This window comes from Geodermatophilus sp. SYSU D00758 (assembly GCF_054049955.1).
Window position 1 is genome coordinate 93,016 of sequence record NZ_JBJGYK010000016.1, and the last position, 21,385, is coordinate 114,400.

The 21,385-nt window shown below is 76.1% G+C and carries 21 protein-coding genes; 9 read left to right on the forward strand and 12 right to left on the reverse strand.

The window, feature by feature from the left end; translation table 11 throughout:
• Positions 1–76 precede the first annotated feature (76 nt).
• The 5 genes from ACI8AC_RS13770 (at position 77) to ACI8AC_RS13790 (ending at position 4,724) form a co-directional block, all read left to right on the forward strand.
• The gene (locus ACI8AC_RS13770) at positions 77–1,735 is read left to right on the forward strand and encodes a benzoate-CoA ligase family protein (protein ID WP_456898350.1); all 1,659 of its coding nucleotides are present in this window, start codon (positions 77–79) and stop codon (positions 1,733–1,735) included.
• A gap of 72 nt (positions 1,736–1,807) precedes the next feature.
• A complete protein-coding gene (fdxA, locus tag ACI8AC_RS13775) occupies positions 1,808–2,140 on the forward strand; it encodes a ferredoxin (RefSeq protein WP_456898351.1) in 333 nt (110 codons plus the stop codon).
• The gene (locus ACI8AC_RS13780; protein WP_456898352.1) at positions 2,137–3,054 is read left to right on the forward strand and encodes an LLM class flavin-dependent oxidoreductase; all 918 of its coding nucleotides are present in this window, start codon (positions 2,137–2,139) and stop codon (positions 3,052–3,054) included. The genes fdxA and ACI8AC_RS13780 overlap by 4 nt, the downstream gene beginning before the upstream one ends.
• Before the next feature lie 44 nt (positions 3,055–3,098).
• Positions 3,099–3,473, forward strand: a complete 375-nt coding sequence (locus tag ACI8AC_RS13785; protein WP_456898353.1) for a hypothetical protein — start codon at positions 3,099–3,101, stop codon at positions 3,471–3,473.
• 12 nt (positions 3,474–3,485) lie between these two features.
• Positions 3,486–4,724 carry an ANTAR domain-containing protein gene (locus tag ACI8AC_RS13790; protein ID WP_456898354.1) on the forward strand — a complete coding sequence of 413 codons (1,239 nt, stop codon included), beginning with the start codon at positions 3,486–3,488 and terminating at the stop codon, positions 4,722–4,724.
• 74 nt (positions 4,725–4,798) lie between these two features.
• Here the strand turns inward: ACI8AC_RS13790 and ACI8AC_RS13795 are convergent, their stop codons facing one another.
• Complete coding sequence (locus ACI8AC_RS13795) at positions 4,799–6,712, reverse strand: CheR family methyltransferase (RefSeq protein ID WP_456898355.1); 1,914 nt, start codon at positions 6,710–6,712, stop codon at positions 4,799–4,801.
• Between the two features lie 3 nt (positions 6,713–6,715).
• A complete protein-coding gene (locus ACI8AC_RS13800) occupies positions 6,716–7,744 on the reverse strand; it encodes a chemotaxis protein CheB (RefSeq protein WP_456898356.1) in 1,029 nt (342 codons plus the stop codon).
• A gap of 238 nt (positions 7,745–7,982) precedes the next feature.
• Here ACI8AC_RS13800 and ACI8AC_RS13805 point away from each other — a divergent pair, with 238 nt between their 5' ends.
• Positions 7,983–8,387: an STAS domain-containing protein gene (locus ACI8AC_RS13805; RefSeq protein ID WP_456898357.1), complete on the forward strand. Its 405-nt coding sequence runs from the start codon at positions 7,983–7,985 to the stop codon at positions 8,385–8,387.
• Here ACI8AC_RS13805 and ACI8AC_RS13810 read toward each other — a convergent pair.
• Genes ACI8AC_RS13810 through ACI8AC_RS13830 form a run of 5 tightly spaced genes read right to left on the reverse strand, consistent with a single transcriptional unit; the run spans position 8,377 to position 12,661 of the window.
• Positions 8,377–9,348: a zinc-binding dehydrogenase gene (locus ACI8AC_RS13810; RefSeq protein WP_456898358.1), complete on the reverse strand. Its 972-nt coding sequence runs from the start codon at positions 9,346–9,348 to the stop codon at positions 8,377–8,379. The genes ACI8AC_RS13805 and ACI8AC_RS13810 overlap by 11 nt on opposite strands.
• 2 nt (positions 9,349–9,350) lie before the next feature.
• A complete protein-coding gene (locus ACI8AC_RS13815; RefSeq protein WP_456898359.1) occupies positions 9,351–9,710 on the reverse strand; it encodes a hypothetical protein in 360 nt (119 codons plus the stop codon).
• Complete coding sequence (locus ACI8AC_RS13820) at positions 9,707–10,600, reverse strand: DODA-type extradiol aromatic ring-opening family dioxygenase (protein WP_456898360.1); 894 nt, start codon at positions 10,598–10,600, stop codon at positions 9,707–9,709. The genes ACI8AC_RS13815 and ACI8AC_RS13820 overlap by 4 nt, the downstream gene beginning before the upstream one ends.
• Positions 10,593–11,474: a citryl-CoA lyase gene (locus ACI8AC_RS13825; RefSeq protein WP_456898361.1), complete on the reverse strand. Its 882-nt coding sequence runs from the start codon at positions 11,472–11,474 to the stop codon at positions 10,593–10,595. Before ACI8AC_RS13825 ends, ACI8AC_RS13820 begins: the two co-directional genes overlap by 8 nt.
• Positions 11,471–12,661 (reverse strand): CaiB/BaiF CoA transferase family protein, encoded by a 1,191-nt coding sequence (locus ACI8AC_RS13830; protein ID WP_456898362.1) that lies wholly within the window; start codon positions 12,659–12,661, stop codon positions 11,471–11,473. The genes ACI8AC_RS13825 and ACI8AC_RS13830 overlap by 4 nt, the downstream gene beginning before the upstream one ends.
• Positions 12,662–12,877: 216 nt before the next feature.
• Between ACI8AC_RS13830 and ACI8AC_RS13835 the strand changes: the two genes are divergently transcribed.
• A complete protein-coding gene (locus ACI8AC_RS13835) occupies positions 12,878–14,365 on the forward strand; it encodes an amidohydrolase family protein (RefSeq protein ID WP_456898363.1) in 1,488 nt (495 codons plus the stop codon).
• Between the two features lie 139 nt (positions 14,366–14,504).
• A complete protein-coding gene (locus ACI8AC_RS13840) occupies positions 14,505–15,329 on the forward strand; it encodes an IclR family transcriptional regulator domain-containing protein (RefSeq protein WP_456898364.1) in 825 nt (274 codons plus the stop codon).
• Between the two features lie 2 nt (positions 15,330–15,331).
• Here the strand turns inward: ACI8AC_RS13840 and ACI8AC_RS13845 are convergent, their stop codons facing one another.
• Together ACI8AC_RS13845 and ACI8AC_RS13850 are read right to left on the reverse strand one after the other, a co-directional pair.
• Entirely contained in the window at positions 15,332–16,462 is a 1,131-nt protein-coding gene (locus tag ACI8AC_RS13845; RefSeq protein ID WP_456898365.1) for a DUF2332 domain-containing protein, read from the reverse strand.
• An 8-nt stretch (positions 16,463–16,470) separates the two neighbouring features.
• Positions 16,471–17,619, reverse strand: a complete 1,149-nt coding sequence (locus ACI8AC_RS13850; protein WP_456898366.1) for a thiolase family protein — start codon at positions 17,617–17,619, stop codon at positions 16,471–16,473.
• Between the two features lie 107 nt (positions 17,620–17,726).
• On the opposite strand from ACI8AC_RS13850, the gene ACI8AC_RS13855 reads away from it, so the two are divergent.
• On the forward strand, positions 17,727–18,113 hold the full coding sequence (locus ACI8AC_RS13855) for an ester cyclase (protein ID WP_456898367.1): 387 nt from the start codon (positions 17,727–17,729) through the stop codon (positions 18,111–18,113).
• A 4-nt stretch (positions 18,114–18,117) separates the two neighbouring features.
• On the opposite strand, the gene ACI8AC_RS13860 is transcribed toward ACI8AC_RS13855, so the two are convergent.
• Genes ACI8AC_RS13860 through ACI8AC_RS13870 form a run of 3 tightly spaced genes read right to left on the reverse strand, consistent with a single transcriptional unit; the run spans position 18,118 to position 21,381 of the window.
• Positions 18,118–19,404, reverse strand: a complete 1,287-nt coding sequence (locus tag ACI8AC_RS13860; RefSeq protein ID WP_456898368.1) for an MFS transporter — start codon at positions 19,402–19,404, stop codon at positions 18,118–18,120.
• 31 nt (positions 19,405–19,435) lie between these two features.
• Positions 19,436–20,200: a crotonase/enoyl-CoA hydratase family protein gene (locus tag ACI8AC_RS13865; protein WP_456898369.1), complete on the reverse strand. Its 765-nt coding sequence runs from the start codon at positions 20,198–20,200 to the stop codon at positions 19,436–19,438.
• Between the two features lie 29 nt (positions 20,201–20,229).
• Positions 20,230–21,381: a CaiB/BaiF CoA transferase family protein gene (locus ACI8AC_RS13870; RefSeq protein WP_456898370.1), complete on the reverse strand. Its 1,152-nt coding sequence runs from the start codon at positions 21,379–21,381 to the stop codon at positions 20,230–20,232.
• Between the last annotated feature and the right edge of the window lie 4 nt (positions 21,382–21,385).

Below are 21,385 nucleotides of genomic sequence, written 5' to 3' on the forward strand. Positions count from 1 at the left end.
CCGGGCCCCTGCACGGGGGGCCGCACGGGGGCCGGAAGGGGGCCGTTCCAGCACGTCACCAGAAGGGCTGAGCAGCGTGGCCACCCTCGACACCGTCGCACCCCCCGCGCCGACCCCGCCGTCGGCCGAGCCGTTCAACGCCGCCGAGTGGCTGGTCACCCGGCACGCCCGCGCGGCCCCCGACCGCCGGGCCATCACCGCGATCGACCTCGACGGCAGCGTCCGCACCCTGAGCTACGGCGAGCTCGACGCGGCGGTCACCGCGTTCGCCGCCGCGCTGGTCGCCGCCGGTGTCCGGCCCGAGGAGCGGCTGCTGCTGTGCATGGGCGACACCCCCGAGCTGGTGACCGCCTTCCTCGCCGGGCTGCGGATCGGTGCGGTCCCGGTGCCGGTGAGCACCATGCTCAAGCCCCGGGACATCGCGGTGCTGGCCGCCGACAGCCGGGCCCGCCTGGTCGCGCTGTCGGCGGAGTTCGTCGACCTGGCGCCGGCCGTCGGGGGGCTGCGCGACCTCGCCGACGTCGTCGTCCTCACCGACGGCCCGCTGCCGGACGTCGCCGGGACGCGCGTGCGGTCGTGGGCGGACTTCCTCGCCGCCGGGGCCGGCTCGCGGGACGCCGTCGCCGAGCCCTACCCGACGATCGCCGACTCGCCGGCCTTCTGGCTCTACACCTCCGGCACCACCGGCACGCCCAAGGGCGCGATGCACCGGCACGGCTCGCTGCGCGACACCGCGGAGACCTACGCCCGCGACGTGCTGGCCATCGGCCCCGACGACGTCACCTTCTCGGTGGCCAAGTTCTTCTTCGCCTACGGCCTCGGCAACACCATGACGTTCCCGTTCTCCGTGGGCGCGGGGACCGTCCTCGACCGCTCCCGGCCCAGCCCCGCCGGCACGCTCCGGGTGCTGCAGGAGCTGCGGCCCACGCTGTTCTTCGGCGGGCCGACCTTCTACGCCGCGCTGCTGGCCGCCGGTCTGCCCGAGGACGCCTTCGCCTCCGTCCGCGCGTGCGTCTCGGCCGGCGAGGCGTTCCCGGCCGCGCTGTTCGAGCGCTTCACCGACCGCTTCGGCGTGGAGATGCTCGACGGCATCGGCTCCACCGAGATGCTGCACATCTTCATCAGCGGCCGGCCCGGCCGCACCCGCGCCGGCGCCACGGGCGAGATCGTCGCCGGCTACGAGGCGAAGATCGTCGACGACGACGGCGTTCCCGTCCCCGACGGCACTCCCGGGCACCTGTACGTGAAGGGCAGCTCCGCGGCCACCGGCTACTGGCAGCGCACCGCGGTGACCCGCCGGGTCTTCCAGGGCGACTGGGTGCGCACCGGCGACACCTACGTGCGCAGCCCCGACGGCTACTACACCTCCCTCGGCCGCACCGACGACATCATCAAGGCCGGCGGCATCTGGGTCTCCCCGACCGAGGTGGAGGAGCGGCTGCGCCAGCACCCCGACGTCGCGCAGGTGGTCGTGGTCTCCCTCCCCGACGCCGACGGGCTGGACAAGCCGGTGGCCTGCGTCGTCCTCGGCCCCGGCGGGGCGGCGACCAGCGAGGACCTCGTCGCCTTCTGCCGCGAGGGGCTGGCCGCCTTCAAGCGGCCCCGGCACGTGCTGCTGTTCGACGAGCTGCCGACCACGGCGACGGGCAAGCTGCAGCGGTTCCGGATCCGCGAGCTGGCGCTCGAGCAGCTCGAGGGCGCCGCCCGGCCGGACAACGTGGGCGGGCCGGTGTGAGGGACGTCGACCCGCGCGCCCGCCCCTCCGGACCGCCCGCCGACCGGGCCCCCACCGACTGAGGAGAACCCCGTGCCGTACGTCATCGGCGCCGAGTGCATCGACACCACCGACATGTCCTGCGTCGACGAGTGCCCGGTCGACTGCATCTACGAGGGCGACCGCAAGCTCTACATCAACCCCAAGGAGTGCATCGACTGCGGCGCCTGCGAGCCGGTCTGCCCGGTGGAGGCGATCGCCCAGGACCGCCGGGTCACCGAGGAGAACGAGCCGCACATCGACGACAACCGGCGCTTCTTCGTCGAGCCGCTGCCCGGCCGCGACGCCCCGCTGGGCAGCCCGGGCGGGGCCTCGAAGGTGGGGAAGGTCGGCGTGGACACCGAGCTGGTCGCCGAGCACCCGTGAAGGTCGTCCTCACCCTCTCGGCCGACCAGACCGCGGTCGCCGCGGAGGCCCGCTCGGCCGAGGACGCGGGGTACGACGGCGTGGCGACCGGGGAGCACCTGTTCTTCCACGGCCCGGTGGCCAACGGCTTCGTGACCCTGGCCGCCGCGGCCGGGGCCACCAGCCGCATCCGGCTGCTGAGCTCGCTGACCGTCCTGCCGCTCTACCCGGCGGCGCTGGCGGCCAAGCTGGCCACCACGCTGGACCGGGTCAGCGGCGGCCGGTTCGACCTCGGCGTGGGCGTGGGCGGTGAGCACCCACCGGAGTTCGTGGCCGCCGGCGCCGAGGTGTCCGAGCGCGGGGCCCGGGCCGACGAGGCTCTGGAGGTCCTCCGCGCGCTGTGGGCCGGCGGCCCGGTCGACGTCAGGGGGCGGTTCACCCACGTCCCCGGTCTGGCCCTCGACCCGCCGCCGGTGCAGCCGGGCGGCCCGCCGGTGTGGATCGGCGGGCGCAAGGACGCCGCGATCCGCCGCGCCGGCCGGTTCGGCGACGTCTGGATGCCGTACATGTACACGCCCGAGCAGCTCGCCGGCAGCCTGGCCGAGGTCCGCCGGGCCGCGGAGGCCGCCGGCCGCGACCCCGCGGCGGTCCGGGGCGCGGTGTTCTGCTGGGGCGGGGTCGACGAGGACGCCGCCCGGTCCCGGCGGCAGGTGGTCGAGACCGTCAGCGCGGTCTACCGGCAGGACTTCGACCGGGTCGCCGACCGCTACCTGCTGCACGGCGACCCCGACCGGGTGGCCGCCCGGGCCCGCGAGTACGCCGACGCCGGTGCCGGGACCCTCGTGTTCTCCCCCGTCGGCGAGGGCGCCGACCGGGCCCGGCTGGTCGACCTCCTCACCCGGGAGGTGCTGCCGCGGCTGCACGACCTGCCGTGACCCGGAACCGTGCACACCGCATCGCTGCGCGCGACACTGGGAGGATGACCGCCGAGTCACCGGGGCAGCAGGCCGCGGTCCGGGCGGAGGAGGCCGGGCAGCGCGCGCACGAACTGGCCGAGCGGCTCGTCCGCATGGCCGCCGAGCACTCCTCCACCCCCGTGGACGCCGAGCAGGCGCAGCAGCGGGCGCGGGAGGCCGTCGACCGGGCCCGGGCCGCGCACGACCGTGCCGTCGCCGGGCACGAGCGCGCCGCACGGAGCCACGAGGCGGCCGCGCTGACCCACGAGCGCGCCGCCGACTCGGGCACGGGTGACGTCGCCGAGCACCGCCGCCGGGCCGCCGAGCACCGGCGGGAGGCGGCAGCGGACCGGGCCGCCGCCGCCCGGGACGCCCTGCACCGGCCAGCCGGCACCTGAGGGGGACTTCTCGTGAACCATCCCGCCGACCGCGTCGACGCCCTCGCCGCGCTGGCGGACCTGCAGGTGGCCCACGAGGAGCTGCGGGTCGCCGAGGAGGAGCTGCGCAGCCAGCAGGACCAGATCACCCAGCTGCTGGAGCAGTTCGAGAGCGAGCGCCGGTGGCGCAGCACGCTGGCCGCCGGCGTGCCGGTCCCGATGTGCACGACCGACGGCGCGGGCAAGATCATCTCCGCCAACCCGGCGCTGGCCGACGCCGTCCGGGTGCCCCTGTACCGGCTCCCCGGCAAGCCGCTGAGCGTCTTCCTCGACCCCGGCGACGTCGGGGCCTTCCGCGGTGCGGTGGGGGCCCTGGCCTCCGGCCAGGACACCGACCGCCGGGTCCCGGCGGTCCTGCGCGGCCGGGACGGGGCCCGCCGTGCGATCGACCTCTACGGCTTCGTCGACGTCCCCGGGACCGCCATGAGCGGGCGGGTGCAGTGGGTGCTCCTGCTCGGGGGGGCGGCGGGCGACGGACGCGGCCCGGACCCCGGGTCGGTCGAGCTCGTCGCCGCGCTGACCGAGCTGGCGGGCCTCCCCCTGTCCTCGGACGACCAGCAGGCGCTGCTCACCCGCATGGCCGTGCTGGTCCAGAACGCGGTCCCCACGACCGACGCGGTCAGCATCACCCTCGGCACCCCGGAGGCGCCGCAGCGGCTGGGCAGCGACTCGGCCGCCGCGCAGCGGATGGACGGGTTGCAGCTCGAGGCCGCCGAGGGGCCCTGCTGGCAGGCCTACGCCACCGGCGAGGTGGTCGTCACCGGCGACGTCGCCGAGGACCCCCGCTGGCCGCGGCTGGCCGGGGTGGCGGCCGGCGAGCCGGTGCGCAGCGTGGTCGCCGTCCCGCTCGTCGAGGACGGGCGGACGACCGGCGTCCTCAACGTCTACTCGGGGCGGGAGGACGCCTTCGCCACCGACGGCCGGCAGGTCGCCGAGCTCATCGCCACCGCCGTGAGCGGGGTGCTGGCCAGCGCCGCGGAGCGGCAGGCGATGCGCGACCTGGCGGCCAACCTGGAGAAGGCGCTGACCTCCCGCGCGGTGATCGACCAGGCCAAGGGCGTGCTCATGGCCCGCCTCGGGGTCAGCGCCGACGAGGCGTTCACCCGGCTGGTGGCGCTCTCCAACCGGATGAACGTCAAGCTGCGCGACCTGGCCCGGCTCGTGGTCGAGGGCCACGCCGACGAGGTGGTGAGCGCCGCGGCCCGGCACTGAGCGGCCCGGCACCGAACGGCCCGGCACCGAGCGGCCCGGCGGTGAGCGCCGCGGCCCGGCACCGGGCAGCGGCCTCAGGCGCCGATCGGGTCCATGACGACGACGGCGCCGCCCTCCTCGCCGTCGGCGGGCGAGAAGGCGGTCACGGTCACCCGCACCCGCACCGGACGGCCCCGGCGGTTGACCGCGTCGACCTCGACGGTCTCGTGGGCGGGATCGTCCCCGGCCACCCGGCGGCGCACGAGCGGGTGCAGCGCCGACACCGGTAGCCCGATGTCGAGGTTGAGCAGGTGGCGCCCGACCACCTCGTCCTGCCGCAGACCCCACAGGTCCTGGGCGGCGTCGTTCCACACCAGCACCCGGAGGTCCGGGTCGACCACGACCACACCGGCGCGGAAGCTGCTGAGCACGCCGTTCATGAACCGGTTGACCGCCTTCACCTCCTCGGTGGAGGCGCGCAGCTCCTCGTTGGTGGAGTGGAGCTCGTCGTTCATCGACTGCAGCTCCTCGTTCATGGTCTCGAGCTCCTCGTTGGTGGACTGGAGCTCCTCGTTGGTGGTCTCCAGCTCCTCCACCGTGGACTGCAGCTCCTCGTTGGTGGTCTCCAGCTCCTCGTTGGCCGACTGGAGCTCCTCGTAGGCGGTCTCCAGCTGCCGGTTGGCGAACTCGAGCTCCCGCTGCAGCCGCCGGTACCGGGTGACGTCCTCGAAGACGACGGTGGTCCCGAGGGCCTTCCCGTCGTCGCGGAAGATCGGCACGACCTGGACGTCGAAGACGGCCGGCTCCTGGCCCGGGCGGCGCCGCTCCACGCCGCGCAGCCACAGCGGGCGGCGGGTCTGGGTGGCCTCGGCGATCGAGGAACGCAGCTCGACCGGCCGGTAGGAGATCTCCAGGTCCTGGAGGGGACGGCCGACGTCGCGCGGGTCGACCCCGAGCACCCGTTCGGCCTGGTGGTTGACGACGGCCAGGCGGCCCTCGCTGTCCAGCGCGAGCTGGGCGGCCGGGCTCGACAGCAGCGCCTCCTGCCGCAGCCGGGCGAGGTCCTCGGAGCCGGCCGCCGTCACCGGCCGCACCGGGGCGACGGCGGTCCGGCGCTCGGGGACCGGGCCGCCGTCCCGCTTGCGGAAGAACCGGCGGGTGAGGTCGACCGGCGCGAACAGCTGGTCGTGCGCCAGCAGCATCTCGGCCTTGCCCAGGAAGAGCAGGCCGCTGGGGTCGAGCGCGTAGTGCAGCCGGCCGAGGATGCGCGCCTGCGTCTCGGCGGTGAAGTACATGAGGGTGTTGCGGCACAGCAGCAGGTCGATGTGCGAGATCGGCGCGTCCTGCACCAGGTCGTTGCGACCGAAGATCACCGAGCGCCGCAGGTCCTTGCGGAAGGAGTGGCGCGTCCCCTCGGGCACGAAGTAGTCCCGGACCTGCGCCGGCGTCAGGCCGGCCAGCTCGCGCTCGGTGTAGAGCGCCGCCCGGGCGTGGGCGAGGGCCTCCTCGTCGACGTCGGTGGCGTAGATCTTGACGCGCGCCCGGAACTCCTCGACGCCCAGGGCGTCGGCCAGCAGGATGGCCAGGCTGTAGGCCTCCGGACCGGAGGCGCAGCCGGCGCTCCAGACCCGGATGGTCGGCCCGGCGGCGGCGAGCACGTCGGCCAGCAGGTCGTCGCGCAGGTGGTCCCACGCCGGGCGGTCGCGGAAGAAGCTCGTGACGTTGATCAGGATGGTGTTGAACAGCGCGGTGAACTCGTCGGGGTGGACCTCGAGGTGGTCCTGGTAGTCGCCGAAGGAGGCGATCCCGGCGTCGGCCATCCGACGCCGCACCCGGCGGGCCAGGCTGGGTCGCTTGTAGCCGGTGAAGTCGAAGCCCCGGCGCTCCCGCAGGTAGAGCAGCAGCGCCTCGAACTCGGGGTCCGGGCCCTCCCGGACGCCGGGCGCCTCCCGCCCCTCGGCGTCGTCCAGGCCCGGCAGGTCGTCGTCCTCGAGCGGCGGCTCGGCCACGGGTCAGACCTCCTCCACCCGGTCGGGGGGCACGTCCTCGCCGCCGAGCCGGCCCTCGGAGAGCAGCCGCCGCAGCAGCGCGGCGGCGCCCTGCGCCTCCTCGTGGCGGCGCCGGAACCGCGCCGCGCTGTGCGGGTGCCCCTGCGCCGCGGCCCGCTCCTGCATGTGCGCGCTCAGCGTGGCCCGCTCCTCCAGGCCGCGCAGCGCCATCCACAGGGCCCCCTCCAGCGCGTGCGCCTGCTCCACCGACAGCGCCTCGGGCGACCAGGCGTGCCCGACCCGGCAGCGGTAGCGCTCCATCCCGCCCTCGCGGATGGCGAACAGGGCGCCGTGGCAGGTCGGGCAGCCGAACCCCGAGGGCGTCCCGGGGCGGTCGTCGGCCTGCATCGCCCGGTCGTCCATGCCGGCCATCGCGGTCTCCGTCTCCATGAGCGCCGAGGGGGCGGGCGGGTCGGCGTCGGCGGGCTCGCCGACGAGCCGGGCGAGCAGGGCGCCCATGGCGGCGACGGGCACGGAGTGCTCGGCTCCGCCCGCCTCCAGGGCGTGCGCCGGCATGCTGGCGTACATCGCGTCGTCCGGGTGCTGCACCACCCCCACACCGCCCCGGGTCCGCACCGCGACCATCCCCGCCGCCCCGTCGTCCAGCGCCCCGGAGAGGACGACGGCGACCACCCGGGGACCGGCGGCCACGGCGGCCGAGCGGAACAGCACGTCGACCGCCGGCCGGTGGCCGTTCTCGCTGGGGCCGCGGGTGAGGGCCACGTGCCCGTCGGACACCATGAGGTGCCGGTCGGGGACGGCGACGGTGACCGTGCCCGGTTCCAGCGGCCGCCCGTCCTCCGCCGGCCGCACCGGCAGCGCGCTCGCCCGGGCGAGGACGGAGGCCAGCGCGCTGCGGCCGCCCGCGGGCATGTGCAGCGCGACGAGGACCGCCGCCGGCAGGCCGGCCGGCAGGCCGGCGAGCAGGTCCCGCAGCGCCTCGACCCCGCCGGCCGAGGCGCCGACCACCACGAGGTCCCGACGGATCGTCACCGAGTCCACCCATCCGCTCGTCGTCCGCGGCAGCCGCGAGGTCGGCGTCCGCGGACGCTGCCAACCTAGTCGCCACGCCGCGTCGCCGGGGCCGTCCCCTCCGGGGGATCTCGTCACCGGGCGTGTCGGCCCGTGCACTGCTACCGTGGCGCCGGGTCGAAGCCCCGGCCCGACGTGCACGAACGCGTGCGCCGCGCCGGGGCGGTCCCCGGCCCGGCGCCACACGGGGGACCCACTCATGCGACCGTCCGGCCCACCGCCGCGCACCCTGCCACGCACGCTCACCGTCTCGGTCGACCTGCGGGCCGGCCGGGTGGAGCTGCGCGGGGACCTCGACCGCCTCACCGCCCACCACCTGCTCGACGCGCTGGTCGCCCTGGGGCTCACCCCGCACCCCGTCTGGACCGTCGACGCCGCGCACCTCGGCTTCTGCGACACCGGGGGCCTGCGGGCGGTGGCGCAGGCCGCCGCCCGCGCCGGCGCGGCAGGGCGGGGGCTGCGCGTCACGGGGGCGCGCCCCTTCCTGGCCCAGGTCGTCGGGCTCGCGGGGCTGGGCGACCTGCTCGCCGGCGGGCCGCCGGCTCCCCCGGGGCCCGCAGCGGCCGTGCCCACGGCGCGGGTCCCCGGGGAGGTCAGGGGCTGAGGACCAGCCGGGCGGTCGCCGTGCCCGCGGCCTGCTCGTCCCAGGCGGCGGCGACGTCGGCGAGCGGCCGGACCTCGTGCGCGACCGTCATCCGCCCGGCGGCGGCCACCTCGGCCACCGCGGTCAGCGCGCCGGCCCGCTGCTGCGGGGTCAGCGCGTTGTTCGTGTAGCCGAGCACGTCGGCCGAGCGGCTGCGCAGCACGGCGGAGGAGAGCTCCGCGGTGTCCCCCGCGGCCCCGCCCAGGTTGACCAGCCGGCCGCCCTCGCCCAGGACGCGGCTCGCCGCGGTCGCGGGGACGCCGAACACCGGGTCGAGCACCACGTCGAACCGGCCGCCGGCCGCCTCCGCGAGGCGGGCGGCCAGGGCGTCGGCGTCCCCGGTCAGCGGGACGACGGCGTCCGCCCCCGCCGCACGGGCCCGGTCCTCGCCGGGGCCGGGCCGGCAGGCGGCCACCACCCGGCCGGCCCCGAGCTCCCGCGCGGCGGCGACGCCGGACTGGCCGACCGCGCCGCCGGCACCGAGCACGAGCACCGTCTCGCCCGGGCGCAGCCGCCCGCGCCAGGTCAGCGCCATCCAGGCCGCCACGGCCGACAGCCCCAGGGCCGCCAGCGCTGCGTCGTCGACGGCGGCCTGCACCGGCACCACGTCGGCGTCCGGCACGGCGCAGAGCTCGCCGAGGCTGCCGTCGCCGGGTGCCATGCCCGCCGAGGTGGCGAACCAGACCCGCGTGCCGGGGGCGACCCGCGCCGAGTGCTCGACCACCCCGACGCCCTGGACGCCGGGGACGTAGGGCGTGGCCGGCCGGCCGAGGTACGACGTCCCGGAGGCGCACAGCAGGTCCAGCGGCACCACCGGCGCGGCGGTGACGCGGACCAGCGTGCGCCCCTCCCCGGCCGAGGGGTCCGGGTGGTCGGCGTGCGCCGGCGGCTGCCCCGGCGTGGTGAGGACGGCGGCGCGCACGGTCAGGTCGCGATGTCGGGGTAGGGCAGCGTGATGCCGTCCATGGCCCGGGCGTAGGCCTTCTGGTACTCCAGCGGGCCGTGGTCGCGCTCGAACATCGCGATGAACAGCGTGAGCGTGAGGAACGGGTGGGCGCCCATGCGGAACAGCGTCACGTGGTCGTGCTCGCGCAGCGCGCGCCGCTCGTCCTCGGTGAACTCCAGCCAGGTGCTCTTCTCCGCCGGCGTGCAGTTGAGCAGGGTGTTGGCCATCTCGGCCTCCCACCACTCCACGGTGCCGTCGGGGTCCTCCCGGTAGCGCTCGACCAGCTCGGGGTCGCGGTCGACGGTGAACAGGAACTTGTCCAGCAGGTACTTGCTCATGCCCCCGCCTCCGCCGTGTCGCCGGGTCCGGCCGGCACGCCGTCCGGGTACCAGGTGAAGTAGGCCTCCATGGTGTGGAAGAGGTCGAGGGTGTCGACGTGGTCGGCCTTCTGACCGTCGCCGGCGACACCCATCATCAGCATGAAGTCCATGAACCCGTGGGTGGCGTTGCCCGGGGCGTGCAGGCTGTCCAGGCTCACCTCGGCCAGGCAGCCCGCGATGTCGCCGGAGGCGATCCACTCGACGGCCTTGCGGTCGAACTCGGGGTCGGGGCCGTGCTCGCCGAACTGGCGGGGGCCGCCGAGCTCCAGTGACAGGTGCCCGGTGCCGATGATCGCCACCCGCTGGTCGCTCTCCCAGGACTCGACCATCTCGCGCAGCGCCCGGCCCAGCTGCACGAACCGCTTCGGCTGCGGCAGGGGCGGGGCGAAGATGTTGGTGTAGACCGGCACGATCGGCAGGTCGGCCTGCGGCCGCAGCGTGATGATCGGGCAGGTGATGCTGTGGTCGATGCGCAGCTCGTTGCTGAACGCCAGGTCGAAGTCGCGGTCCAGGCCGTCGCGCAGGATGTGTGCGGCGAGCTCCTCCTGGCCCCGCAACCGCATCCGCGGCAGGCCGAACTCGCGCTCCTCGTTGTACCAGTTGGCGTCGAACCAGGGCGCCTTGCCGACGAGGAACTGCGGCATGTTGTCCAGCCACAGCTGGTGGAAGTGGTCGCTGCCGACCATGACGAGCACGTCGGGCTCGGCGCGGGTGAGCGTTTCCCGGAACCGCTCGATCTTGGCCACCCACTCGTCGGCGAACGGCGGCCGGTCGGCCCCGGTCGAGGTGCTGGCCCGGTAGTAGAAGGGGTGGTGGGTGGACGCGATGACCGCGGCGACCTCAGCCATGACGACCTCCATCGGCGTCGGTGTCCCGGGGGAACGGGTCGGGGGTGTAGGGGTCGGGGGCGACCGACCGGTTGGCCAGGTCGACCGAGAGGAACACGTCGTTGGCCACCGGGGAGCGGATCTCCTCCGCCAGCTGGCCGATCAGGCCCGCGGTGCGGGCCAGCAGCGCGAAGCCCCGCAGCAGCTCCAGCGGCAGCCCGAGGTCGGCGAGGGCGGCGCCGCAGACGCCGGCGCCGTTGAGCGGCAGCGTCCGGCCGAGCACCTGCGGGTGCACCCGGCCGATGGCGGTGAACAGCGCCAGGTGCGGCCCGGTCAGCCCCTCCTCGGCGGCGATCTCCAGCAGCCGCGGGGTGCGCGGGTCGCCGTCCTTGTGCACGTGGTGGCCCAGGCCCGGCACGAACCGCCCGGCCGCGCGCTGCGCGGTGACCGTCTCCAGCGCGAGGGCGTCCCAGCCGGCGTCGTCGGCGGGCAGGCCGCCCTCGACCGAGGTCAGGACGTCGTGCAGGAACCGGCCGCAGTCCTCGGTGACCCCCAGGAAGCGGGACCCCCCACCCAGCAGGCCGGCGGCCAGCGCCCCCTGCACCGAGTCCGGCGCCGACAGCCAGGTGAGCCGGGTGACGATCGCCGTGGGCGTGAACCCGTGGTCGGCCAGGGCGGCGAGCACCGCCTCGAAGACCCGCGTCTCCCCCGGGGTGGGCCGCCGCTGCGTGGCCAGCCAGAACGCCAGCTCCCCGAAGCCGACGCGGCCCATGACGTCGCGGGCCAGGTCGTGCCCCAGCAGGGTGATCGACTCCCGGCTGGAGGCGCCCAGCGCGGTCGGGTAGACCGGCCGCCCGCCGCTGCCCGCGTCCGCCTCCTGCCGCTCGCCGCTCACCGCGCACCCGCCTGCGGCTCGCGCAGCCAGCGGCGGATCTCCGCGCCGTGCTCGTCGAGGGCCGGCGGCGGCAGCCGGTAGCTCGCCGCGCTCTCGGAGAACCGGATCGGGTTGCGGATCGAGGGCACCGCGACGTCCCCCGCCCCGGCGGTCACCACCGGGTCGAGCCCGACCTCCTCGGCGAAGGCCACGCCCTGGTCGACGGTGTTGATCGGCCCGCACGGCACGCCGGCGCCGATGATGTCGCGGAACCACTCCTGCTTGCCCCGGGTGCGCAGCCGCTCGACCAGCAGCGGCCGCAGCTGGTCCCGGTTGGCGGTGCGGTCCTCGTTGTGCAGGAACCGCGGGTCGTCGGCGAGCTCGGGGACGCCGAGGACGTCGCAGAGCTTGCGGAACTGCCCGTCGTTGCCGGCGGTGACGATCAGCTCCCCGTCGGCGCACGGCAGCGGCTCGTAGGGGAACAGGCTCGGGTGGCTGTTGCCCATCCGGAACGGCACCACCCCGCCGGCGACGAACGCGCTGGTCTGGTTGACCAGGCCCGAGAGCGCCGAGGCGAGCAGGTTGACCTCCACGTGCTGGCCCCGGCCGGTCTCCTGCCGGGCGTGCAGCGCCGACAGGACGCCGATGGTGGCGTGCAGCCCGGCCATCACGTCGAACACGGCCACGCCGGCGCGGTACGGGTCGCCGCCCGGGTCGCCGGTGAGGCTCATCAGCCCGGAGATGGCCTGCACGATGAGGTCGTAGCCGGGCAGGGACGCGCCCTCCGGCGCGCTGCCGAAGCCGCTGATGGAGGCGTAGACGATGCCGGGGTTGGCGGCGGCGACGGAGTCGTAGTCCAGGCCGAAGCGGGCCAGGCCGCCGGGCTTGAAGTTCTCCACCAGCACGTCGGCGCGGCGGGCCAGCTCCTGCGCGGCGGCGGCGTCGTCGGGGTCCTTGAGGTCCAGGGCCACCGAGCGCTTGTTGCGGTTCACGCCGAGGTAGTAGGTGGAGACGCCGTCGCGGACCGGCGGGGCCCAGGTGCGGGTGTCGTCACCGCGCGGGCCCTCCACCTTGACCACCTCCGCGCCGAGGTCGGCGAGGAGCATGGTGCTGTACGGCCCGGCCAGGATCCGCGAGAAGTCGGCCACGAGGAGGCCGGCCAGCGGCCCGCGCGGCCCGTCGTCCCCCGGTTCGCCTGCTGCCGTCATCGGTGCGCGCTCACCCCTCGTTCCTCGACTGCCCGCCGCCAGGCGGACGCTCGTCCGGATCCATCTCAGTAGCGTGCGCCACGGCTGTCAACCCGGCCCCGGCCGACGTCGCACTTGACACGTGGCGCGCACCACAGCATCGTGCCGGGGCATCCGGGTGCCCGCTGTGCGGACAGCGGTCCGGCACCGGGACGACGACGCCCCAGGAGGAGACGCATGAGCCAGCCCGCGAGCCCCACCCCCGAGGCCGGCCGGCCGCTGGTCTTCCGCGGCGGCACGGTCCTCACCATGGACGACGCCTGCACCGTGCTCACCGACGCGGACGTGCTCGTGGTGGACGACCGGATCGCCGCCGTCGGCCCGCGGTTGGAGGTCCCCGAGGGCACCCGGGAGATCGACGCCTCCGGCGGCATCGTGATGCCGGGCATGGTCGACACCCACCGGCACATGTGGCAGACCGCGATGCGCGGCTACGGGGCGGACTGGACGCTCACCCAGTACTTCGTCTGGTACTACCTCGAGCACGGGAAGAAGTTCCGCCCGCAGGACATCGCGGCCGGCAACCGGCTGGCCGCGCTCGAGTCGCTCGACGCCGGCGTCACCACCACCGTCGACTGGTCGCACAACCTGCAGAGCGTCGACCACGCCGAGGCCGCCCTGGAGGCGCTGCGCTCGGTGCCCGGCCGGTTCGTCCTGGCCTACGGCAACATCCAGGCCGGCCCGTGGGAGTGGACCGCCGACCCGGCCGTCCGCTCGTTCCTCGAGCGGCTGCGCGACGAGCGCGACGACATGATGGGCGTGCAGATCGCCTTCGACGTCACCGGCGACCCGGCCTTCCCGGAGCGGGCGGCGTTCGAGGTCGCCCGCGAGCTCGGCCTGCCGGTCACCACCCACGCCGGGGTGTGGGGCGCGACCAGCGACACCGGCATCCAGCAGATGTACGACGGCGGCTTCATGACGCCGGAGACGACCTACGTGCACGCCGCCACCCTCACCCGGGACAGCTACCAGCGCATCGCGGCCACCGGCGGGTCGATCTCGATCTCGACCGAGTCCGAGTGCAGCGCCGGGCAGGGCCACGCCCCCACCGAGCAGGTGCTGCAGTACGGCATCCCGGTGTCGCTGTCGATGGACACCAGCGTGTGGTGGAACGGCGACATGTTCTCCGCGATGCGGGCCACCCTGAACGCCGACCGCATGGCCGAGCACATGGACGCCCACCTCAAGGGCGAGACCATCACGCACCTGCGGCTGCGGGCCAAGCAGGTCGTCGAGTGGTGCACCCGGGGCGGGGCGCACGCCATCGGCCGGGACGCCGACCTCGGCAGCCTCGAGGCGGGCAAGAAGGCCGACGTCGTCCTGGTCAAGAACGAGCACTCGCCGGTCTCCTTCCCGCTGCTCAACCCGCTGGGGCACATCGCCTTCCAGGCGCAGCGCGCCGACGTGCACACCGTCGTCGTGGACGGCCGCGTGGTGAAGCACGACCACCGGCTGGTCGGCGTCGACCTCGCCGCCTCGCGCCGGGAGATCGAGGACACCATCGGGTACCTGCGCGCCGAGTGCGGCGAGGAGGTCTGGCAGGCGGGGATGTTCCCCGACATGCCCGAGGCCGAGGCCGCGATCCTCGACAACCCGTACCAGTACACCGACTTCAAGGACGAGTCGAAGCGGGCCGGCGGCGAGGAACGCGTCCTCGGCCGCTGACCGGACCCGGGGCGCCGCACCTGCCGCCCCCGGTGCGGCGTCCCGGCCCTCCCGAGTGGGCACCCACGGGGTGAGGGCCGGGGGCCCGGCCGGGGACGGCGGAGCGGCCGGGGGCCGGGCGGTGGAGAGGAGGGACGCCATGGCGGGGCGCGGGAACGGGCCGGACTTCGTGGAGGCGCTGGCGCGCGGGCTGGACGTGCTGGCCTGCTTCGACGCCGGGCACCCGCGGATGAGCCTGACGGAGGTGGCGACGAAGGCGGGGCTGGCCCGGCCGACCGCCCGGCGGCTGCTGCTCACGCTGGAGGAGCTGGGCTTCGTGCGCTCCTCGGGCGGCACCTTCGCGCTGACGCCGCGGGTGCTGTCGCTGGGGATGGCCTACATCGGCGCGCTGGGGCTGTGGGACATCGCCCGGCCGCACCTGGAGGAGCTGGTCGCGCAGACCGGCGAGTCGTCGTCCATGGCGCAGCTCGACGGGTCGGACATCGTCTACGTGGCCCGTGTCTCGGTGCCGAAGCTGATCGCGCTGCGGGTGGAGATCGGCACCCGGTTCCCGGCCGCGCAGACCTCGCAGGGCAAGGTGCTCCTGGCCGCGCTGCCGCCGGAGGAGCTGGACGCCACCCTGGCCCAGCCGAGCCGGTCGGGGCTGCCCCCGTACATCGGGCGCGCCCCCGCCCAGCTGGCCGAGGAGCTGACCGCGGTCCGGGCGCGCGGCTGGGCGCTGGCCGACGAGGAGCTGGCGCCGGGGGTGCGGTCGGTCGCCGTCCCGGTGCGGGACGGCAGCGGCGCGGTGCGGGCGGCGGTGAACGTGACGGTGCACGCCGCGGAGACCTCGACCGAGCGGCTGCTGGCCGAGCACCTGCCGCGGCTGCTGCGCACGGCCGGGGAGATCAGCGCGGAGTGGGCGCTGTGGCAGTCCCGGCCGCACGTGGAGGCCGGCCGGGTGGGCGGCACCGCGAGCGCCTAGCCCTACCCGGCCGGGTCGGCCAGCCACGCCAGCAGGCGGCCCCGCGACCAGCAGCGGCCGACGGCCTCGGCCTGACCCGTCGACCGGCCGGCCGGCGTCAGGCCGAGGGTGCTGTGGCCGGAGGCGCGGCGGTCGCCGAGGGTCGGGACCCCCGGGGCCACGCCCACCCCCTCCACGGAGACCCACACCACCGCCCGGCCGGCCGCCGCGTCGTCGAGGCGGTGCAGGAAGCGCAGGCGCCGTTCGGGCGGGAGCCGCGCCAGCGCCCACGCGGTGGTCACGACCGGCAGGGCGCCTGCGGGGACCCGGGCGACGGCCTCGGGCAGCAGGTCGACGGCGTCCCCCCGCAGCAGCACCGGGGGTTCCGCGGCCACCAGCGCCGCCGCCGCCGCGAGCGCCGCGGCCCGCTCCGGCCGGTCCGGCGGCAGGCAGGCGCGCAGCCACCGCGCGTCCTCCGGGTCGGTCAGGTCCACCGGGTCGGGGTCGACGCCGATCCGGGCCGCGACGTCGGGCACCGGGCGCGCCGGGACCGGCCGGTCCCCGACGACCGAGCACGACAGCTGCACGGGGGACGACGGGTCGCCCAGGGAGCGCCCGCCGCCGTCCGTGCGGTGGCCGTAGGTGATGCCGACGCGGTCGACGTGGACGTCGAGGCCGGCCGAGGCCGCCACGGCGACCAGCCCGACCGCGTCCGCGCCCGCCCGGCGGGCCGCCTCGGCGACGGCCGGGTACAGCACGGCGCAGCGGTCGGGCTCCGACGTCCGCGGCCGCCGGCGCGCGGCGGTGGCCGCGACCGCGTCGGTCATCGTCAGCAGCGTGCCGACCGCCGCGCCGGCGGCGGCGTCGCCGTCCCCGGCCGCGTACGCCGCGGCGAGCGCGGGGGCGCGCCCGGCGAGGGCGAGGTCGTGCAGCGCGGCGAGGACCACCGCGGGGTGCCGCCGGCGCGCGGGCACCGCCTCGAGGGCGTGCAGCGCCTCCCCGGACCTACCCAGCGCGACGGCGACGCGCCCGTGCAGCGGCGAGGTCCCGGCGGCGTCGGACCCGCCGAAGCGCCGGTAGACCTCGCCGAGGGTGCGGCCCCGGGCAGCGGGGTGCCCGGCGCGAGGTCCCCCCGCACCGGGCACCCCGGTCACCGCACGGGTCAGAGCAGCTCGAGGACGGTGGCGTTGGCCTGGCCGCCGCCCTCGCACATCGTCTGCAGGCCGTACCGGATGCCGTTGTCGCGCATGTGGTGCACCAGCGTGGTCATGATCCGGGCGCCCGAGCCGCCGAGCGGGTGGCCCAGCGCGATCGCCCCGCCGTTGGGGTTGAGCGCCTTGGCGTCGGCGCCGATGTCGGCCAGCCAGGCCAGCGGCACCGGGGCGAAGGCCTCGTTGACCTCGAAGGCGCCGATCTCGTCGATCGACAGCCCGGACCTGCGCAGCGCCTTCTCCGTGGCCGGGATCGGCGCGGTGAGCATGATGACCGGGTCGGCGCCGGCCAGCACCGCGGTGTGCACCCGGGCGATCGGCGTCAGGCCCAGCTCGCGGGCCCTCTCGCTGGTCGTCATCAGCAGTGCGGCCGCGCCGTCGGAGATCTGCGAGGAGTTGCCGGCGGTGATGACCCCGCCCTCGGGCTTGAACACCGTCTTCAGCCCGGCGAGCACCTCGGTGGTCGTGCCCTCGCGGATGCCCTCGTCGGCGCTGACCACGGTGCCCTCCGGCGTGCGCACCGGGGCGATCTGGCCCTCGAAGCGGCCCTCGGCCCGCGCGGCGGCGGCCTTCTCGTGGGAGGCGACCGAGTACTCGTCGCACTGCTGGCGCGACAGGCCCCAGCGCTCGGCGATCATCTCCGCGCCGACGCCCTGGTTGGGCCGCACGCCGCCGTAACGGGCGGAGAAGCGGGCGCCGAACGGGTCGGCGCCGGCGGAGGAGGAGCCCATCGGCACCCGGGACATCGACTCCACGCCCCCGGCGACCACGACGTCGTACTGGCCCGACACCAGGCCCGCGGCGGCGAAGTGCACCGCCTGCTGCGAGGAGCCGCACTGCCGGTCGACGGTCACCCCGGTGACCGTCTCGGGCCAGCCGGCCGCCAGCGCCGCCGTCCGGCCGATGTCGAAGGTCTGCTCGCCGACCTGGGAGACGCAGCCCCACACGACGTCCTCGACCACCGCGGGGTCGACCCCGGTCCGCTCGACGAGGGCGGTGAGCACGTGCGCGGACAGGTCGGCCGGGTGCACCCCGGAGAGCCCGCCGTTGCGCTTGCCGACCGGCGTGCGCACCGCCTCCACGATCACTGCGTCCTGCATGTCCCGTCCTCCCGGTCCTCGTCGGCACCGCCGCTGGTGTCGTCCCGACCACATTCGCACGTCGGCGCCCGGGTGCGCACTCACCCCTCCGCCTAGGATCGCGCTCCGTGGGACAGCCGGGAGCACAGCAGGACGCCGCCGCGCTCGTGCGCCGCTACTGGGACGGGCTGTGGAACCGCCGCGATCTCGGGGTGATCGACGAGCTGATCGCCGAGCCCTACGTGCGGCACTCCTCGGCCGGGACCCGGTCGCTGTCCCGCGCCCAGTTCCGCCGGGAGGTCTGCGACTCCTGGCAGCTCCTGCACGACCCGGCCACCACCGTCGACGACCAGGTGGCCGCCGGTGACCGGGTGTGGACCCGCGCCACCACCACCGGCGTCAACCTCGACACCGGCGAGACCTCCGTCGTCACCTGGCTGGTGGTGCACCGCGTCCAGGACGGCCGGATCGCCGAGTCCTGGAGCGCGACGCTGCCGGGCGTGGACTGGCGCTAGCGGGTCAGCCGAGGTCGCGCAGCCGGTGGGCCGCGGCGACCCGGCGGCGGCTGCGGAGGGCGAACAGCAGCACGACGAGGACGACGCCGGCGCCCATGCCCAGCAGCGTCCAGCGCAGCCCCACGGCGTCGGCGAGCAGCCCCAGCGGCAGTGCCGCGATGCCGAAGGCCCCGAAGCTCAGCATGACCAGGCCCTGCACCCGGCCCTGGTACTCGAGATCGGACAGGGCGAGCAGCTGCGACTGGTTGGTGGTCTGGAAGGCCAGCATGCCGGCGCCGACGAGCAGGAGCGCGACCACCGCGAGCGCGGCCGAGGGGACGAACGCCAGCGCCACCAGCGCCAGCCCGAACACCACCCCGGAGACGACGAGCACCCGGGTCTCGCGGGACCGGGAGGTCCGCCGTCCCATGAGCAGCCCGGCGGCCACGCCGCCGACCGCGGACGTCGCCGAGAGCACGCCGTAGCCGGCCGAGCCGAGACCGAACAGGTCGGCGGCGATGGTCGGCATGAACGCCAGGTAGGGCATCCCGAGCATCGTGACCCCGATGCCGCACAGCACCAGCGCGCCGAGCGTCGGGTGCCGCCGCACGTAGCGGACCCCGTCGACCAGCTCGCCCAGCGGCGAGCGGTCCGAGGGCTCCCCGCGCCGCCGGCCGGGGGGCAGCGCCCCGGTCAGCAGCAGGCCGACGGCGGCCAGGCCGGCGCTGGCGAGGAAGACCGCCGCGGTCCCCCAGGCGGCCGCCCCGATGACCACGCCGGCCAGCGCGGGGCCCACCACCCGGCTGGCCTCGGTGTTGACCAGCAGCAGCGAGACCGCCTGGGGCACCGAGCCGCGCGGCACCAGCTCGCTGAGGAAGGCCATGCGCGCCGGGTTGAACAGCGCGAAGCCGATCGCCTGGAGGACGCCGGCGACCAGCAGCATCCAGTACTGGACGACGTCCGCCAGCACCGCGACGCCGATCCAGGCGCTGGAGCCGGCCAGCACGAGCACCGAGAGCTGCAGCACCAGCCTCTTGGGGAGCCGGTCGGCGGCCACCCCGCCCCAGGGGGTGGCGATCAGCAGCGCCACCCCGAAGGAGAGCAGCACCCCGCCGAGCGCCGCGTTGGAGCCGGTGAGCCGGTAGGCCAGCCACGAGCGGGCGATGGCCTGCCCCATGACGCCGAGGAAGATCGCGGCGGCGTTGAGGTACAGGACGAGGTAGCCGCCGGTGCGCAGCAGGCCGAGCGCGCCGAGCGGCGGTGGTTCCGCCGGGACGGCCGAGCCGGTGCCCGGTGCGGTCTCCGCGCTCATGCCTCCCCCGCGCCGGCGCGCCTGCGGCGGGTCAGCGCCCCCGCCAGACCGGCGCGCGCTTCTCGGCGAAGGCGGTGGCGCCCTCGCGGGCGTCCTCGCTGGCGAAGACCGGGCCGACCAGCTCCCCCTGCCGGGACCACCGCTCCCCCGCCGGCCAGTCCCGGGCGCCGCGGGCCACGGCCTTGGTGGCCGCCACCGCCAGCGGCCCGTTGGCGGCGATGGTGGCGGCCAGCGCCAGCGCCCCCTCCAGCGCCCCGCCCTCGGCGGTGACCCGGTTGACCAGCCCCATCTCCGCCGCCCGGCGGGCGTCCACCGGGTCGCCGGTGAGCAGCAGCTCCAGCGCCAGGTTGGTGGGCACCCGGGTCGGCAGCGCCAGCGCCGCCCCGCCGGCGGCGACCAGCGAGCGCTTGACCTCCGGCACCCCGAAGCGGGCCGTCTCGGCCGCGACCACCAGGTCGCAGGCCAGCACCAGCTCGAAGCCGCCGGCCAGCGCCCACCCCTCCACCGCGGCGACGACCGGCTTGCGCGGCGGCGTCTGGGTGATGCCGCACAGCCCCCGGCCCTCGATCGCCGGGGTCTCGCCGCGCAGGAAGGCCTTGAGGTCCATGCCGGCCGAGAAGGTGCCCCCGGCGCCGGTGAGGACGCCGACCCGCAGCTCCTCCGAGGCGTCGAGCTCGTCGACGGCCGCCGCGACGCCCTCGGCCACCGCGCGGTCCAGGGCGTTGCGCGCCTCCGGCCGGTTGATCGTGATCACCATGACGCCGTCGCGCCGTTCGACGCGCACCTCGTCCGCCACCGGGTCTCCTCCCGCGTCCGTCGTCCGTGTCAGGCCTGCGTGACCGCGCCGGCGGCCAGCAGGTCGTCGATCTCGCCGTCCCCGAAGCCCCACGCGGCCAGCGCCGCACGGGTGTCCTGGCCCGCCGCCCGCGGCGCGCCCCGCACCGCCGCCGGGGTGCGGGAGAACCGCGGGGCCGGCGCCGGTTCGGGGTGCCCGCCGCGGTCGACGAAGGTGCCGCGGGCGGCCAGGTGCGGGTGCTCCGGCGCCTCGGTGAGCGACAGCACCGGGGTCACGCAGGCGTCGGTGCCGGCGAAGTGCCCGGCCCACTGGTCGCGGGTGCGCGTGGCGAAGGCCGCGGCGATCCGGGCCCGCTGCTGCGGCCAGCGGGCGACGTCCATCTGCGGGCCGTGCTCGTCGGGGTCGATGCCCAGGCCGGCGAGGAGCTTGGCGTGGAACTGCGGCTCCAGCGCGCCGACGGCGACGTGCCGGCCGTCGGCGCACGGGTAGGTGTCGTAGAAGGGGGCGGCGCCGTCGAGCAGGTTGGCCGCGCGGCGGTCCTGCCAGAGGCCGGCGGCGAGCATGCCGTGGACCATGGTGACCAGGGAGCTGGCGCCGTCGACCATCGCCGCGTCGACCACCTGGCCGCGCCCGCTGGTCGCGCGCTCCAGCAGCGCGGCGAGCACGCCGACGAGCAGGAACATCGAGCCGCCGCCGAAGTCGGCGCCGATGTTGAGCGGCACCACCGGCTTCTCGGCCGGGCCGATGGCGTGCAGCGCCCCGGTGAGGCCCAGGTAGTTGATGTCGTGCCCCGCGAGGCCGGCCAGCGGGCCCTCCTGGCCCCACCCGGTCATGCGCGCGTAGACCAGGCGCGGGTTGCGCTCGGCGCAGGCGTCGGGCCCGAGGCCCAGCCGCTCGGTGACGCCCGGCCGCAGCCCCTCGACCAGCACGTCGGCGGCCTCGGCCAGGCGCAGGACGACGTCCCGGCCGGCCGGGGTCTTCAGGTCGACCGCCACCGAGGGGCGGCTGCGGTGCAGCGCCTCCTTGGCCGGGTGCACGAACTGCGTGCCGCCGCCGGGGCGGTCGACGCGCACCACGTCCGCGCCGAGCTCGGCCAGGAGCATGCAGGCGTAGGGCGCGGGACCGATGCCGGCGAGCTCGACGACGCGGGTGCCCGCGAGCGGGCCGGAGGGCGGCTGCACGGCC